The organism is Bradyrhizobium huanghuaihaiense (assembly GCF_025200885.1).
Lineage (GTDB): Bacteria > Pseudomonadota > Alphaproteobacteria > Rhizobiales > Xanthobacteraceae > Bradyrhizobium > Bradyrhizobium huanghuaihaiense.
Map to the genome: position 1 here is coordinate 5,053,335 of NZ_CP104172.1, position 15,300 is coordinate 5,068,634.

Consider the following 15,300-nt stretch of genomic DNA (forward strand, 5'->3'; position numbering starts at 1 on the left):
GCATGGTCTCGATCAGTCTTCGCAACGTCTGTCTCGATTACCCGCTCTACGGCGCCTACGACTTCTCGCTGAAGCGGCGGCTGCTCGGGCACCTCATCCGCGAGCCGGGCGAGATGCGGATCATCCGCGCCGTCGACAATGTCACGATCGAGGCCGAAGCGGGCAGCCGCATCGGGCTCGCCGGTCCCAACGGCTCCGGCAAGTCGACGCTGCTGCGGCTGATCGCCGGGGTGTATCCGCCGAGCAGCGGCAGCATCGCGCTGCAGGGCAATGTCGTGCCCCTGCTCGGCCTCAACGCCGGCGTCAACCTCGATTTCGTGGCGGAGGACAACATCGCGCTGCTGCTGCGGATCAGCGGCCGCAGGCCGACCCGCGCCATGATCGACGAGATCTGGGCGTTCACAGAGCTGGAGCCCCGCATGCAGCGGCTTCCATTAAGGATGTTCTCCTCGGGAATGCTGATGCGGGTGTTGTTTGCGACCGCGACCGCCTTCCCGGCCGACATCCTGCTGCTCGACGAATGGCTCAGCGTGGTCGACGAGCATTTCGCGGAGAAGGCGCAGGAGCGGCTGCTGCACATGGTGTCGCAGGCGGCGATCGTGATCATCGCCTCGCACGACCAGCCGCTGCTGCGCCGTACCTGCACCAGCATCATCAACCTCGATCACGGGCGCATCGCCTCGACCGTCACGGTCGAGCCCCCGGCCACGCACACCTTTGAGCTCCGCGAGAAACGCGCATGAAACAGAACATCCTCGTCGTCTCCGAGTCGCTCGGACAACCCAATCACAAGCGCGGCATCTTCCATTTCACGCGGGAGCTGGTGCGTTCGCTCGCCTCGGAGGGCCACGAACTCACGCTGCTGGTGGAGACCTCGAAGCGCTACCGCAAACTGTTGCGGCGCGAGCGGCGCACGAAGCTGTTCGGGGCGCAGTCCCGCAACATCGAGCTGCTTGCTCTCTATCGCTTCCTCGACGAAATCAACGTGAGCGGGCCGGTGACGCTCAGCGGCACGCGTCGCAAATTCGACTGGCTCCGTCACAGGGTCGGCACGTTACTGTCGCGGGACAACATCCTTTGCCTGCTGCGCGCGATCTGCCTGCGTGGCCTGAACGCGCACCAGATCGAGAACCGGCCCGCCGCGCTCGAATACATACCGCCGGATTTGAGCCACCTCGAACTATTCGGCGACTTTCAGCTCGAGCCGGGATTCTTCAACTATCAGGACTCCTCGGCCTTCTTCCTGCTCCCGCCGCCGCGGATCGACGCGCGCGACTACGACGTGATCGTCGTGGACACCCCGACCCGCGTGGCGATCAAGCGCAGGCCGGACGCCAAGGTGATCTGCGTCGTCCACGACCTGTTGCCGCTCACCGATCTCAAGCTCAGCGACATCGCCACCCGGCAGTTCCTGGCGCGAATCCGCACCAGCCTGCGCCAGGCCGACGAGCTCGCCTTCGTTTCAAACTACAGCATGATGCGGTTCAGGGAACTGTTGCCGCAATTTGCGCACCTACCGGCGCGGGTCGTGTATCCCCGCACCCGGTTCGACGCCCCGGATGTCCTGCACCTTCCAGCCCCGTCGGGGCGTCCGGGGCGGCCGAGCTTCGTCGTGATCGTCTCGAACGAGCCGCGCAAGAACGTCGCCGCCGTCGTCCGCGCCTTCCGCGCCGTGCCGCAGGCCGATCTCGTCGTGATCGGCTATGCCGGCGAGATCAGCCGGATGCGCAACCTCCCGCCCAACGTCCGCTTCGCCGGCTATGTCGACGAGCACGAGAAGGCCGCCTTGATCGCGGAGGCGCACGGCCTGATCATGCCGAGCCTTGCCGAAGGTTTTGGCGTGCCGATCATCGAGGCGCTGGCCGCGAACACGCCGGTGCTGTGCTCGGACATCGCAGTCTTCCGCGAGGTCGCCGGCGAGCTGGCCGATTATTTCGACCCGTATTCGACGGACTCGATCGCCGCATCCGTCACCCGCGTCCTGACGCGGCAGGAGGAGTGGCGCGGCAAGATCCGGGCGCGGCGCCAGGAGCTTGCGAAGCGCTTCGGTTACGAGACGCAGGCCCGCGATTTCCTCGGCCGCCAGGTGCCCGCGGAAAGACTGGTCGCCGCGCCGCTCGCATCGTACGGATGACGGCCGAATCCGCGATGTGGTCCGGGCCTGCCGATCGGCAGGGCTGCCGGACGGGATGGCGGAGCTGGCGCAACCGGGTCGCGTTGGTCCGGACTGCAGATGTGCTCGTCATCCTGATCGCGGCATCGCTGCCATGGTCCACCACGGCGCCTTCGATCTTCGTCGGGCTCTGGCTGCTCGCGGTGACGCCGACCATCGCCTGGCGCGACTATGCGCGCCAGCTCGCGCGGCCGGCATTTGCCCTGCCCTTCGTGCTCCTGCTGCTCGCGCTGCTTGGCACGCTGTGGTCGGAGGGGGCGTGGGCGGACCGGCTGCATGCGATCAAGCCGGTCGCAAAGCTCGTGCTGATTCCGCCGCTGCTCTACCATTTCAGCCGGTCCGAGCGCGGCTTGCACGTCTGCATCGCCTTTCTCGCCTCCTGCGCCCTGCTTGCCGTGTTCTCCTGGATCGTGCTGCTCCATCCCGACTGGAAGATCACCGCGACTGCGTCATCAGGCGTTCCCGTCAAGAACTACATCGACCAGAGCCAGGAGTTCACGCTGTGCGCTTTTGCGCTTGCGCTGCCCGCGCTCACCTTCTGGCGCGACCGACGCGCGGCCGCAACACTCGTCTGCCTGTCCTTGATCCTGCTGTTCGTCACCAACATGGTGTTCGTCGCCGCGGCCCGCACTGCCCTGCTCTGCATCGCGGTGCTGCTGGCCTTGTTTGCGTGGAAGCATCTGAACCGCCGCGCGGCGCTGGTCCTGCTTGCGGGCGCGGTCGCCGCGAGTGCACTGGCCTGGACGACCTCGCCCTATCTGCGCCAGCGCATCGCCGACGTCGCGATCGAATACCGCTACGGCCATGAGGACATCAGCCGCGCCTCGACCGCGCAGCGGCTGACCTATTGGCGCAAAGCGCTTCACGCCTTCACCGAGGCGCCTCTGATCGGCCACGGCACCGGCTCGATCAAGCGCCAGTTCGAGCGCGCCGCCACCAGCGAAAGCAGCCTTGCTGCCGAAGTCGTCAACAACCCGCACAACCAGACCCTCAACGTCGCGGTGCAATGGGGGCTTTTGGGAGTCGTCCTGCTCTACGCCATGTGGATCGCGCAGCTACAGCTGTTCCTCGGCGAAGGCCTTGCCGCCTGGATCGGCCTCGCCGCAGTCGTGCAGAACATCGCAAGCTCGCTCCTCAACTCACACCTGTTCGATTTCCACGAGGGCTGGATGTATGTGCTTGGCGTCGGCGTTGCCGGCGGCATGGTCCTGAAGGCGAAAGCCGGCAGCCAGAAGTGACCTGCGGACGTGACCGACCTCGCCAGGTAAGCGCCGCGATCTTCCGCGGGGTCAAGCGGCGGATCGGGAACTCACGCGGCGCAACAAGCCGAGCACGCGCCCGTCGATCACCAGCAACGCGCTGCCGATGACGATGGCACCCGCGATCTCGCGCATGGAGATCGGCTCCCCCAGCACCAGCCAGCCCAGCAGGATGGCAGTGACGGGAATGAGCAGCGTCACCAGCATGACATTGGTCGCGCCCGAGCGCCGGATGATCTGGAAGAAGACGATGTAGGCGAGCGCCGTCGAAAGGGCGGCAAGGCCGAGCACCGCGAGCCAGGTCGCGACGCCCGGCATCGGCAGATGCCACGGCTGCTCCACCATACCGGCGACTACCGCCATCATCACCGTGGACGCCATCAATTGAAATGTCGCCGTTCCAAGCGGCGGAGAGTCCTTGAGCAGCCGCCGCGCGGCCAGCGCCGCAAAGCCATAGCTGAACGCGCCGCCGAGGCAGAGCAGGATGCCGAGCCCCTGCCCCGGCCGCGTCTCGATGCCCCATCCGCGCAGGATGACCACGCCGACGACGCCCAGCGCCACGCCGGCCAGACGCCGCATCTGCAACGCTTCCTCGCCAGCCCCGGCCATGACGATCACCGTGAACAACGGTGTGGTGGCATTCAGGATCGAAGCGAGCCCACTCGGAACGTAGGTCTGGCCGATCACGATCAGCGAGAACGGGACGACGTTGTTGAGCAGGCCGATCGCGACGAACGGGCGCCAGCCGGCCACGCCCTTGGGAAGACCGATGCCTTGCATCCGCAGCAACGGCAGCAGCATGGCCGCGCCGAGCGCGACGCGCAGCAGCACAAGCATCAACGGCGGCAATTCCCGCAGCGCCGCGCCGTTGAAGAAGAACGAGCCGCCCCAGAGGATCGAGAGCACGGCGAACAGCGACCAGTCTCGCGCATCGATCCGGTTGTCTTTCGGGGGCATGTGTCTCATCTCGGCGGCCGAACCTGCCGCCTAAGCCAACACGGCACGCAGAGCCACCCGATTTCCGATGAAGTTTGGAATTCCCGTGTGCGGAAGAGACAGGGCGAACGAGGCTGCCCCATCTCAATGTCCTGGCTAGGATGGCTTCTTCGGCCGCGACACCAGCTCGATCATCTTGCCTTCATCGTCATCCGGCATCACCGCTTTGGCCTGCGCGTAGGCCTCGACGGCGGCGCGCGCGACCAGCGGCTTGCCGGCGAGCAGGCTCTCGGCGAGCGTCACGGCGTAGGCGGCATCCTTGTGCCGCAGCGCTGCCGTGAAGGTCGCGCCGGAAAAATCGCGGGCGACCATGCGCTTGGAGTGGCGCTGCACCTGCGGGCTGGCGGCAACGCCTGCCTGGATCGACTCCAGCACGAGGTTCATGTCGAGCCCGGCCTGCTCGGCGATGGCAAGGCCCTCGGCGAGGCCGGCGATCTGGATCGCGCCCATGAGATTGTTGATGAGCTTGTAGACCGTGCCGGAGCCGACCGCGCCGAAATGGCGGATGGTCGAACCGATCGGCTCGAGATAGGGTCGTGCACGTTCGAGATCGGCGGCGTCGGCACCGACCAGCAGCGTCAGCTTTCCGGCGGCCGCCGCATCCGGCAAACCCGTCACGGGGCAATCGATATAGATCAGCCCGCGCGCATTGAACTCGCGGCCCATCTCGCGGGCGTGGTCATAGGAGACGGTGGAGCATTCGATCGCGATGGTGCCGGCCTTCGCCGTCTTGGCCGCTCCTTGCGGCCCGAGCCAGACCGCGCGCGAGGCCTCGTCGTCGGCAACCATGGTCAGGACCGCGTCGGCATCGATCGCGGCGTCCTCCGGCGAGGTCGCCCAATGCGCGCCGCGCGCGATCAAATCTTCCGCTTTTGTCTTGCTGCGATTCCACAGCGCCACCGTGAAGCCGGCATCGAGATAGCGGCCGGCCATCCCGTGGCCCATCCGCCCAAGCCCGATGAAGGCGACGCGGGGCATGGCTAGTCCACGTCCTCGACGTCGCCCGCGGTGGTGCCGAAGGCGCGCTGCGCCAGCGTTGCGGCCATGAACTCGTCGAGATCGCCGCCGAGCACGCCCGATGTGTCGGAGGTCTGCACGCCCGTGCGCAGATCCTTCACCATCTGATAGGGCTGCAGCACGTAGGAGCGGATCTGGTGGCCCCAGCCGATATCGGTCTTGGCGGCCTGGTCGGCGGCGGCCTTCTCCTCGCGCTTCTTCAGCTCGATCTCGTAGAGCCGCGCGCGCAGCATGTCCCAGGCCTGCGCCCGGTTCTTGTGCTGGGAGCGGCCGGCCTGGCAGACCACGGCGACGCCGGTCGGGATGTGCGTCAGGCGCACCGCGGATTCGGTCTTGTTGACGTGCTGGCCGCCGGCGCCGCCCGAACGCATGGTGTCGGTGCGGACGTCGGATTCCTTGATGTCGATCTTGATGCTGTCGTCGATGACGGGGAACACCTGCACGCTCGAGAACGAGGTGTGCCGCCGCGCGTTTGAATCGAACGGCGAGATGCGCACAAGGCGGTGCACGCCGGCTTCGGTCTTCAGCCAGCCATAGGCGTTGTGCCCGGAGACCTGGATGGTCGCGGACTTGATGCCGGCCTCTTCGCCCTCGGACTCTTCGAGGTACTCGACCTTGAAGCCGTGCGTTTCGGCCCAGCGCGTGTACATGCGCAGGAGCATCTGCGCCCAGTCCTGGCTCTCGGTGCCGCCGGCGCCGGCATGGACCTCGAGATAGGAATCGAAGCGGTCGGCTTCGCCTGAGAGCAGCGCCTCGAGCTCGCGCCGCGCGACTTCCTTCTTGAGGTTCTTCAGCGCAGCTTCGGCTTCGGCAACGACGCCGTCATCGCCCTCGGCCTCGCCGAGCTCGATCATGCCGATGTCGTCTTCGAGCTCCTGCTCGACCTTGCCGATGCCCGAAAGCGAATCCTCGAGCGAGGTGCGCTCCTGCATCAGCTTCTGGGCCTTCTGGGGATCGTTCCAGAGGTTGGGATCTTCTGCGAGCTTGTTCAGCTCGGCGAGGCGTGCCGTCGATTTCTCGACGTCAAAGATGCCTCCTCAGCAGCCCGACTGACTGCTTGATCTCTTCTACCAACCGTTCGATTTCGGCGCGCATGTCGTTCTCTGATGTCGCGGAATTGGTCCGCGTTCGATTGCAACGGGATGTAACGGCGACGGCTGCAAAGCGCAACCGCCGGAACCGCGATCGTCGCTGTTATCCGCTACCACAGCCCGCCGGTGCCCGGCCGTATCAGGAAGCCGGAATCCGGCTGCTGCTGCTGCGAGGCCGGCATGCCGCCGCGCGCGTCGGCGTCGGCGACTCCGATAACTGCGTAGTTGTCCGGCGGCGCCGTGCCCGGCTTGAAGGCCTCGAGGATGGTTCCACCGGTCTCGCCGGGGCCGGCACGCATGCCGGTCTTGGCGACGACGCGCACCAGCTTGATGCCGGCCGGCACCTTGAACGGCACGGCGGGCTTGTCGGCAAGCGCCAGCTTGAGGAAATCACGCACGATTGGCGCGGCGAGATGGCCGCCGGTCGCCGCATTGCCTCTGCCGAGCGGACGCGGCTTGTCATAGCCCATATAGACCGCGACCGCGATGTCCGGCGAGTAGCCGACGAACCAGGCGTCCTTGGCCTCGTTGGTGGTGCCGGTCTTGCCCGCGATCGGCTTGCCCACTTCCTTAAGTACTGTTGCCGTGCCGGCCTGGACCACGCCTTCCAACAGCTCGGTGATCTGGTAGGCGGTCATGGAATCCAGCACCTGCTCGCGGCGGTCGATCAGCTGCGGCTCGGGCTGGTTCTTCCAGCCGCCTGGCGCGTCGCAGCCGCGGCATTCGCGCTGGTCGTGCTTGTAGATGGTATGGCCGTAGCGGTCCTGGATGCGGTCGATCAGGGTCGGCTTCACACGGCGGCCGCCATTGGCGAGCATCGAGTAGGCTGTGACCATGCGCATCGCGGTGGTCTCGCCGGCGCCCAGGGAGTACGACAGGTAATTGGGCAGCTCATCATAGACGCCGAAACGCCTAGCATACTCGCCAATCAACGGCATGCCGATGTCCTGGGCAAGCCGCACCGTCACGGTGTTACGCGACAGTCGAAGCGCATTACGCAGCGTCATCGGACCGTTATATTTACCGGCATCAAAATTCTCTGGCCGCCAAACGCCGGCGCCCTGGCCCTGGTCGATTTCGATCGGCGCGTCGAGCACGACCGTCGAAGGCGTGTAGCCGTTGTCGAGCGCGGCCGAATAGACGATCGGCTTGAACGACGACCCGGGCTGCCGGTAGGCCTGCGTGGCGCGGTTGAACTGGCTCTGGTCGAACGAGAAGCCGCCGACCATTGCGAGCACGCGGCCGGTCCAGGGATCCATCACCGCCATCGCGCCGGAGACTTCGGGGATCTGGCGCAGCCGGTACTGGCCTTCGACCGGCTGTCCCTCCTTGCTGTAGAGCGGATCGGCATAGATCACGTCGCCGGGCGCCAGCACTTGCGCCACTGAGGTCGGCGTCTTGCCCTTGGCATTGCCCTGGACCGCCCTCGCCCAGCGCACGCCGTCGAGGGTGACGAGGCCGGTCTCGCGCTGCTTGCTGACGGCACCGCCGAGTTCGCGGCTCGGCTGGAAGCCGATGCGCGCCGACTGGTCGCTGGTCTCCAGCACCACCGCCATGCGCCACGGCGAGATATCCGACAGCGACTTGATCTCTGCGAGCTTCACGCCCCAGTCGCCGGAGATATCGAGCTTGCTCATGGCGCCGCGATAGCCCTGCTGCTCGTCATAATTCACGAGGCCGGAGACCATGGTCTTGCGCGCCATGACCTGGATCTTGGGATCGAGCGTGGTGCGGACGGAGAGACCGCCCTCATACAGCTTCTTCTCGCCGTAACGCTCGAAGATGTCGCGGCGGACTTCCTCGGCGAAATATTCGCCGGCGAAGGTGTGGGCGGCGTTGGAACGGTTGGTGACGGCCAGCGGCTCCTTGCGCGACTTGTCGGCGTCGGCCTGCTTGATCCAGCCATTCTCCACGAGACGGTCGATCACGTAGTTGCGGCGCTCGATGGCGCGGTCGCGGTTGCGCACCGGATGCAGCGTCGCCGGCATCTTCGGCAGCGCCGCCAGATAGGACGCTTCCGCCACCGTCAGCTCGTTCACGGACTTGTCGAAATAAACCAGCGAGGCGGCCGCGATGCCGTAGGCGCCGAGGCCGAGATAAATCTCGTTCAGATACAGCTCGAGGATCTTGTCCTTCGAATAGGTCTTCTCGATCCGCATCGCCAGCAAGGCTTCCTTGATCTTGCGGGAGAAGGAGACCTCGTTGGTCAGCAGGAAGTTCTTGGCGACCTGCTGGGTGATCGTGGAAGCGCCCTGCGGACGGCGGTTGGAGCCGAAGTTCTGAAGATAGAGCACGCCCGCGCGCGCCATGCCGGTGTAGTCGATGCCGCCATGCTCGTAGAAATTCTTGTCCTCGGCCGCGAGGAAGGCGTTGATCACGAGCTTCGGCACCGCCTGGATCGGCAGATACAGCCGCCGCTCCTTGGCGTATTCGCCGAGCAGCGATCCGTCGACCGCGTGCACACGCGTCATCACCGGCGGCTCGTAATCCTGAAGCTGAGAGTAGTCCGGCAAGTCCTTGGAGAAATGCCAGATCAGGCCTGCCACGGCCCCGACACCGACAAGGAACACCACTGTTCCCGCGGCGAACAGGAAGCCCATGAACCGCACCAGCAAGCGCATTATGTGTTTATCCGTTCAAACTCTGGATCAGCCCAGTATCAGCCCCATAGGACCTAAAAACTGGCACCCCAAACTGGCGCCAACCTCACGTCGCGAATTCATCGGCCTACGCAATCACATCAAGCTGGGCCTAAAGACGCTTGCCGAGCGGGATTCTCTCCGATTCCGGAACCCCCTGCGGCATTTTTATAAAGCGTCCGCTGTGGCCAAACTAGGGCCTTTGCGGCGGGACGGAAAAACCCTCTTCAATTCGACGCGCCGGCGGACGTCGCCAGCCGTTTGGCCAGGAACCCGTCGATCGCCTGCGCCATCGAGCCCACGGCCTTGGACCGCCAGCCCTCGGACACCAGGTGCTCGAGGTCGCCCTTGTTGGAGACATAACCGATCTCGACCAGCACCGAGGGCACGTCCGGGGCCTTCAGCACCCGGAAACCGGCCGATTTCAGCGGATGCTTGTGCATCCGCACCGTGGACTTCATTTCGCCCATCAGCAGATGGGCAAAACGGTTTGAAAACGTACGGGTTTCTCGTTGCGTCAGGTCGATCAGGATGTCGGCGACATCGGTCGGCTCCTCCGCGAGGTTGAAGCCGGCGATCGCGTCCGCGCGGTTTTCCGCATCCGCCAGACGCTGGGCCTCGGCGTCAGAGGCCTTGTCGGACAGCGTATAGATGGTGGCGCCCTGGGCATCGCCCTCGGCCCGCGGCAGCGCATCGGCATGGATCGACACGAACAGCGCGGCCTTGAGGTTGCGCGCGACTTTGACCCGGTCATTGAGGGGGATGAAGGTGTCGTCGTCCCGCGTCATCACCACGCGGTACTTGCCGGCCTTGTCCAGCCGGTCGCGCAGCGCCCGGGCAAAGGCCAGCACCAGGTTCTTCTCGCTCTCGCCGCTCGACTGCGTGCCGTTGTCGATGCCGCCATGGCCGGGATCGATCACGACGACCGGCCGGCTGTCAGCCTTCTGCTGCGGCGTGTCCGGGGCTGCTACGGCGGGAACGGTTGCAGGCGGCGCCTCGGCGACCGCAGGCCGCAGCTCTGGACGGTTTTCCGGGCCGAGCGCCTGCACGAAGGCGGCGCGGTCAACCTCCTCCAGCTCGAGCACGAGCCGGGCGGGCTGACCGTTGGCCGCCTCGACCACATAGGAATTGGCAATTTTGGCCGGCCCGGTCAGGTCGAACACGATTCGCGAGCCGCCGGGCATGACGAGCCCGTAGCGGAAGGCCTTGACCAGGCCCCGTCCCGCCGCTCCGGTCCCCGCGGGGAGCTGAAAATTGACCTGGGGGACGTCCACCACCACCCGGTATGGGTCGGCGAGCGTCACGGCGCGGAACGTCACGGTCTGGTCGATGTCGAGGATGAAGCGGGTCTGCTTGCCGTCACCGGCCAGCCGGGCGCCCGAGGCGATTGGAAAATTTGCTGCCGCAACAGCGGGTTGCGACCGGCTCTCCGCCGCGCTCAGGCGCGAGGAATCGGCGCACGGCAATGCCGCAGCGCACAACAGCACGCATCCCAGCAAGACCCTTTGTTTTGCGCGGCTCGCCACCGATTTCCGTGCCTCCGAGCAGCTATTTTAACGCAATAGAACCACAGGGTTAATCGATCCTTAATGACGAATTCGCGAAACTCGCTGACTGTGACCGCCGTGCGACGCTCCCTTGCACCGATGGTCCATTCCTCGTATGTACGGAATGCTGACGGCCGATATTTCCGGTTGTGTCGCATTCAGCCTCCCGGTGCAGCGCCGGAGCTCCCAAGATTTGGGAATTCCAGCGTTTTCCGTTCTCCTCTAAGGCCAGCGCGGTGCGCGGCAGCGAGGCGGAGCGGGCCAAGCCCCGGCGGCGGACGGTTTCCGGTTACCTCGTTTCCGGGACGGTTCAGACAGCGACGTAACCCATTACCCGGTCCCTTGATCCCAAGGGGACGGTTCGTGATCCCCCAGGGCGAGCGCGCTCGCGCCATGCCTGGCCTGCAGCAACTGATTGAGGGGCGGCCCCGCCGCCCAATGTTTCATACGGGCCGACGCTTGATGCGCCAGACTGTGCCGACGAACTCTGAAGGACCATTCGCGACGCTGCGGAGTGACAATCCCGCGCGCCGCTGTGGTCCTGAAGCTTCCGGTTCGGCAAGGCGCGAGAGACGGCGTTTCGGCCTTCCCCTCACCCCCGAATCAGGTGGACCGTCGCGTCACCCGGCAGCGCAGATTGCGCCCACGGTGAGTCGCGCCCGCCGCCGCCAAGAGTTAAGACATGCCCAACAAGATGTTGATCGATGCCACCCACCCGGAAGAGACCCGGGTCGTCGTGGTCCGCGGCAATCGCGTCGAAGAGTTTGATTTCGAGACCGCGCAACGCAAGCAACTGCGCGGAAATATCTACCTCGCCAAGGTCACAAGGGTCGAACCTTCGCTCCAGGCCGCCTTCGTCGAATATGGCGGCAACCGCCATGGCTTCCTCGCCTTCAGCGAAATCCATCCCGACTACTACCAGATCCCGGTCGCCGACCGGCAGGCGCTGATCGAGGCCGAGGAACAGGCCCATCGCGAGGCCGAGGAAGAGAGCGAGAACCGTTCCCACGGCCGCCGCCGCTCGCGCCACCGCAATGCCCGCCGCCGCGGTCATGGCGAGCGCGTGCGTAGCGAGATCGTCGAGGGTCTCGGCGCCGATCCCGCCGCCCAGCCGCTCGAGGGCGCGCCGCAGCCGGACTACACCGAAGGCGCTCCGCTCGAAGGCGAGCATCTGCACACCGAGGCGGAGCACCACGGCGAGCACGATCACGACGATCGCGGGCGCGACGACCACCACCACGCCCATGACGACGATCACCCTCACGATCATGACGACCATGGTCATGACGGCGAACACGATCATCATGACCATGACCATGATCATGCCGACGAGACGCCCGCGCCCGTCGCCGCGGTCGGCGCCGAGCCTGTCGTGGCGAGCGAGCCCGTTGCCGAGCCGCAGGAGGCCCAATCCGTCGAAGCTCACGCCTTCGAAGCGCACGCCGAGGCTCTCGCCGAAGCCGTGACGTCGGCCACCGAGCCGGCCGATGCCGTCTACGCCGCCGGCGAGAGCGTTGAAGCGCCGCATGCCGAAGCCGCGGAAGCAGCCGGCGAAGACGACGACGACGAGGACGAAGAAGACGGCGAGGAAGCCGAAGAGGAAGTCGTCGAATCCGTCGGCGGCGACGACGTGCTGGAGGAAGTGCCGGAGCGTACCTTCCGCCCGCGCCGCCAGTACAAGATCCAGGAAGTCATCAAGCGCCGCCAGGTGATGCTGGTGCAGGTCGTCAAGGAAGAGCGCGGCAACAAGGGCGCGGCGCTGACGACCTATCTCTCGCTCGCCGGCCGCTATGCCGTGCTGATGCCCAACACTGCCCGCGGCGGCGGCATCAGCCGCAAGATCACCAGCGCGCAGGACCGTTCTCGTCTCAAGGAGGTCGTGCAGGATCTCGACGTGCCCGAGGGCATGGGCATCATCCTGCGCACCGCAGGCGCCTCCCGCACCAAGCCCGAGATCAAGCGCGACTTCGAGTACCTGATCCGGATGTGGGAGACGGTGCGCGACCTGACGCTGAAGTCGCAGGCCCCGACTCTCGTCTATGAGGAAGGCTCGCTGATCAAGCGCTCGCTGCGCGACCTCTACAACAAGGAGATCGACGAGATCCAGGTTGCCGGCGACGGCGGCTACCGCGAAGCGCGCGACTTCATGAAGATGCTGATGCCCGCCAATGTCGGCGCGGTGAAGCAGTACCGCGACGGCCAGCCGCTGTTCTCGCGCATGGGCGTCGAGAGCCAGCTCGATGCGATGTTCTCGCCGACCGTGCAGCTTCGCTCCGGCGGCTATGTCGTGATCAACCAGACCGAGGCGCTGGTCTCGATCGACGTCAACTCGGGACGATCGACCCGCGAGCACCATATCGAAGACACCGCGCTCAAGACCAATCTGGAGGCGGCCGAAGAGGTCGCCCGCCAGCTTCGCCTGCGCGACCTTGCCGGCCTGATCGTCATCGACTTCATCGACATGGACGAGAAGCGCAACAACCGGGCGGTCGAGCGCAAGCTGTCCGACTGCCTGCGCCAGGACCGCGCGCGCATCCAGGTCGGCCGCATCTCGCATTTCGGCCTCCTGGAGATGTCGCGTCAGCGCATCCGCGCCAGCGTGCTCGAGAGCTCGACCGATCCCTGCCCGCATTGCGGCGGCACCGGCCACGTCCGTTCGGTGTCTTCGGTGGCGCTGCAGCTCTTGCGCGGCCTCGAAGAGATCCTGATGAAGGGCGCGACCCACAATCTCGTGGTCCGCACCCGCACCGACGTCGCGCTCTATGTGCTGAACCACAAGCGCGGCCATCTGCGCGACCTCGAGAACAGCTTCAAGGTCACGCTGTCGGTCATCGCCGATCCCAGCGTCAGCGGCCCGCAGGCCTATCTCATCGACCGCGGTGAGCAGGTGCACACGCTGGAAGCCGCCAAGGCGCTGCTCGCGGCGCAGGCGGCTGCGAGCCCGCCGCCCTTGGTCGAAGACGCCTATGACGACGAGGAGTTCGATTCGGAGCTGGAATCCGAGATCGAGTCCGAGGAGACCGAAGGTCTCACTGAGGAGCAGGCTTCTGGAGAGGCTGCCCCCGAGCAGGACGGTCAGCGCCGCAAGCGCCGCCGTCGCCGGCGCGGCCGCGGTGGCCAGCGCGAGGGCGAACTGCGTGAGGATGGTGCGCCCAGTCTCCCCGAGGCGGCCGTGGCAGCCAGCGAAGGCGACGAGGATTCCGAGTCCGAGCAGGACGGCGAGGAAGGCGAGGAGCAGGCAGCCCGTGGCGAGCAGCAGGGCAGCGGCGAGCGCCGGCGCCGGCGCGGTCGTAGGGGCGGACGTCGCCGTCGTGGCGGCAACGAGGAAGGTCTCGCCGGCTCCATCAGCGACGAGCTCGCGGCCAATGCGGCGCCGGAAGCAAGCGATGCAGTGGCCGATTTCGACGGCGCCAGCGGTGAGGCTGCGCCCTCGATCGCGCAGATCGAAGACAGCGCTGAACCGCAGATCGCCGAGCCGGAGCCGCGTGCCGAAGTTCAGGCTGCAGCGCCGGCCCAGCCCGAGCCGGCTCCCGCTCCCGTTGCGACAGAAGAAGAATCCACCGACGACAAGGCCACGCGGCGCCGTTCCACGGTCCGCGAAAAGGTGAGCTTCCTGTCGAGCAGCGCGAGCGAGCCGGCAGCGCCGCTTGCACAGGCAGCCGAGCCGGTCGCTCCGCCCGCACCGCCCCCGGAGCCCGCGCCGGAAGCGGCAACCGAGACGCCGGCTGCCCCACGCCGCGCCGGCTGGTGGTCCCGCCGCTTCGGCGGCGGCGAGTAAGCCGAACGCCAAACAAAAAACGCCCGGCCAAGCCGGGCGTTTTTCATTTCAGGGGGCCGCCCCTACGACGGCAGCTCGTCATCCCCGAGCGGCGCGACGTCGCGCGCGGCGATCTGGCGGAGCTGGTCGTAGAGATCGGGCGCCTCGCTGGTGCAGAGGCAGACGCCTGTTGCCGAAGGTCCTTCGCCGGCATTGAGGTAGGCGTGGCCCATGGTGCTATCGAGATAGATGCCGTCGCCCTCGCCCAGGATCTCCGGCGCATAGAACTCGGTGTGGACCGCGACGCGTCCGCGCGTCACCACGAAATACTCCTCGCCGCCGTGACGCAGCAGCGGACCGAACTCCTCAAGCGAGCGCGCGCGCACTTCGGCCACGATCGGCACCATGCGTTTGCCGATCAGGTCGGTGCATTGATAGGTGTAGGTGTAGAACTTCGTGGTGATCACCTGCCCCTGCCCGGCCCGGCTGATGCTCCGCCGCGCAGTCACCGGCCGCCCCTGCGCGGGCGCAGCGACCGCGGGATTAAACAGCTCGGCGATCTCCATCTTCAGGCCCGAGGTGAGTTGGAGCAGCTTGTCGTAGGTCAGCGACATCAGGCCGTTCTCGACCTTGGACAGGGTCGAGAGCGCCATCCCGGTCCGCTCCGCCACTTGCTTGAGCGTCAGGCCGCGCGCCTGGCGGGCGGCCTTGAGGCATTGGCCGAGCTGGGAATTGGCAGTTTCTGATGTCGTGATCTCGCTCATGTCGCGATGCTAGCACGACCAAAGAAAAATAGTTGATCGATAGATCTAATCTTTTCG

Annotated in this window: 10 protein-coding genes; 4 read left to right on the top strand and 6 right to left on the bottom strand. The window is 66.1% G+C overall.

Annotated elements, in window-relative coordinates; genetic code table 11:
- The first annotated feature begins 2 nt into the window (after positions 1–2).
- From N2603_RS24215 to N2603_RS24225, 3 genes are read left to right on the top strand one after another with little or no spacing between them, the layout of a single operon-like run.
- Positions 3–743, top strand: a complete 741-nt coding sequence (locus N2603_RS24215; RefSeq protein WP_260384131.1) for an ABC transporter ATP-binding protein — start codon at positions 3–5, stop codon at positions 741–743.
- On the top strand, positions 740–2,134 hold the full coding sequence (locus N2603_RS24220; protein ID WP_260384132.1) for a glycosyltransferase family 4 protein: 1,395 nt from the start codon (positions 740–742) through the stop codon (positions 2,132–2,134). Before N2603_RS24215 ends, N2603_RS24220 begins: the two co-directional genes overlap by 4 nt.
- Positions 2,131–3,411: an O-antigen ligase family protein gene (locus N2603_RS24225; protein ID WP_260384133.1), complete on the top strand. Its 1,281-nt coding sequence runs from the start codon at positions 2,131–2,133 to the stop codon at positions 3,409–3,411. Before N2603_RS24220 ends, N2603_RS24225 begins: the two co-directional genes overlap by 4 nt.
- 51 nt (positions 3,412–3,462) lie before the next feature.
- On the opposite strand, the gene N2603_RS24230 is transcribed toward N2603_RS24225, so the two are convergent.
- The 5 genes from N2603_RS24230 to N2603_RS24250 form a co-directional block, all read right to left on the bottom strand.
- Entirely contained in the window at positions 3,463–4,389 is a 927-nt protein-coding gene (locus N2603_RS24230; RefSeq protein ID WP_260384134.1) for a DMT family transporter, read from the bottom strand.
- Between the two features lie 135 nt (positions 4,390–4,524).
- A complete protein-coding gene (locus tag N2603_RS24235) occupies positions 4,525–5,406 on the bottom strand; it encodes an NAD(P)-dependent oxidoreductase (RefSeq protein ID WP_260384135.1) in 882 nt (293 codons plus the stop codon).
- A 2-nt stretch (positions 5,407–5,408) separates the two neighbouring features.
- Positions 5,409–6,540, bottom strand: a protein-coding gene (prfB, locus tag N2603_RS24240) for a peptide chain release factor 2 (protein ID WP_100234372.1) whose coding sequence is annotated in 2 segments (ribosomal slippage) — positions 5,409–6,470 and positions 6,472–6,540 — 1,131 coding nt in all. Because the reading frame shifts where the segments join, the coding sequence is not laid out codon by codon here.
- Between the two features lie 106 nt (positions 6,541–6,646).
- Positions 6,647–9,157 (bottom strand): penicillin-binding protein 1A, encoded by a 2,511-nt coding sequence (locus N2603_RS24245; protein ID WP_018641683.1) that lies wholly within the window; start codon positions 9,155–9,157, stop codon positions 6,647–6,649.
- Positions 9,158–9,402: 245 nt separating this feature from the next.
- Entirely contained in the window at positions 9,403–10,701 is a 1,299-nt protein-coding gene (locus N2603_RS24250; protein WP_260384136.1) for an N-acetylmuramoyl-L-alanine amidase, read from the bottom strand.
- 703 nt (positions 10,702–11,404) lie between these two features.
- On the opposite strand from N2603_RS24250, the gene N2603_RS24255 reads away from it, so the two are divergent.
- Complete coding sequence (locus N2603_RS24255) at positions 11,405–14,500, top strand: Rne/Rng family ribonuclease (RefSeq protein WP_260384137.1); 3,096 nt, start codon at positions 11,405–11,407, stop codon at positions 14,498–14,500.
- Between the two features lie 62 nt (positions 14,501–14,562).
- Here N2603_RS24255 and N2603_RS24260 read toward each other — a convergent pair whose 3' ends face one another.
- On the bottom strand, positions 14,563–15,243 hold the full coding sequence (locus N2603_RS24260; RefSeq protein WP_260384138.1) for a helix-turn-helix domain-containing protein: 681 nt from the start codon (positions 15,241–15,243) through the stop codon (positions 14,563–14,565).
- Positions 15,244–15,300: the final 57 nt, after the last annotated feature.

Bases quoted from the DNA above. Each gene is read 5' to 3' on its own strand.
- N2603_RS24215 (WP_260384131.1), top strand. From the start codon at position 3: ATGGTCTCGATCAGTCTTCGCAACGTCTGTCTCGATTACCCGCTCTAC.
- N2603_RS24220 (WP_260384132.1), top strand. From the start codon at position 740: ATGAAACAGAACATCCTCGTCGTCTCCGAGTCGCTCGGACAACCCAAT.
- N2603_RS24225 (WP_260384133.1), top strand. From the start codon at position 2,131: ATGACGGCCGAATCCGCGATGTGGTCCGGGCCTGCCGATCGGCAGGGC.
- N2603_RS24230 (WP_260384134.1), bottom strand. From the start codon at position 4,389: ATGCCCCCGAAAGACAACCGGATCGATGCGCGAGACTGGTCGCTGTTC.
- N2603_RS24235 (WP_260384135.1), bottom strand. From the start codon at position 5,406: ATGCCCCGCGTCGCCTTCATCGGGCTTGGGCGGATGGGCCACGGGATG.
- N2603_RS24245 (WP_018641683.1), bottom strand. From the start codon at position 9,157: ATGCGCTTGCTGGTGCGGTTCATGGGCTTCCTGTTCGCCGCGGGAACA.
- N2603_RS24255 (WP_260384137.1), top strand. From the start codon at position 11,405: ATGCCCAACAAGATGTTGATCGATGCCACCCACCCGGAAGAGACCCGG.
- N2603_RS24260 (WP_260384138.1), bottom strand. From the start codon at position 15,243: ATGAGCGAGATCACGACATCAGAAACTGCCAATTCCCAGCTCGGCCAA.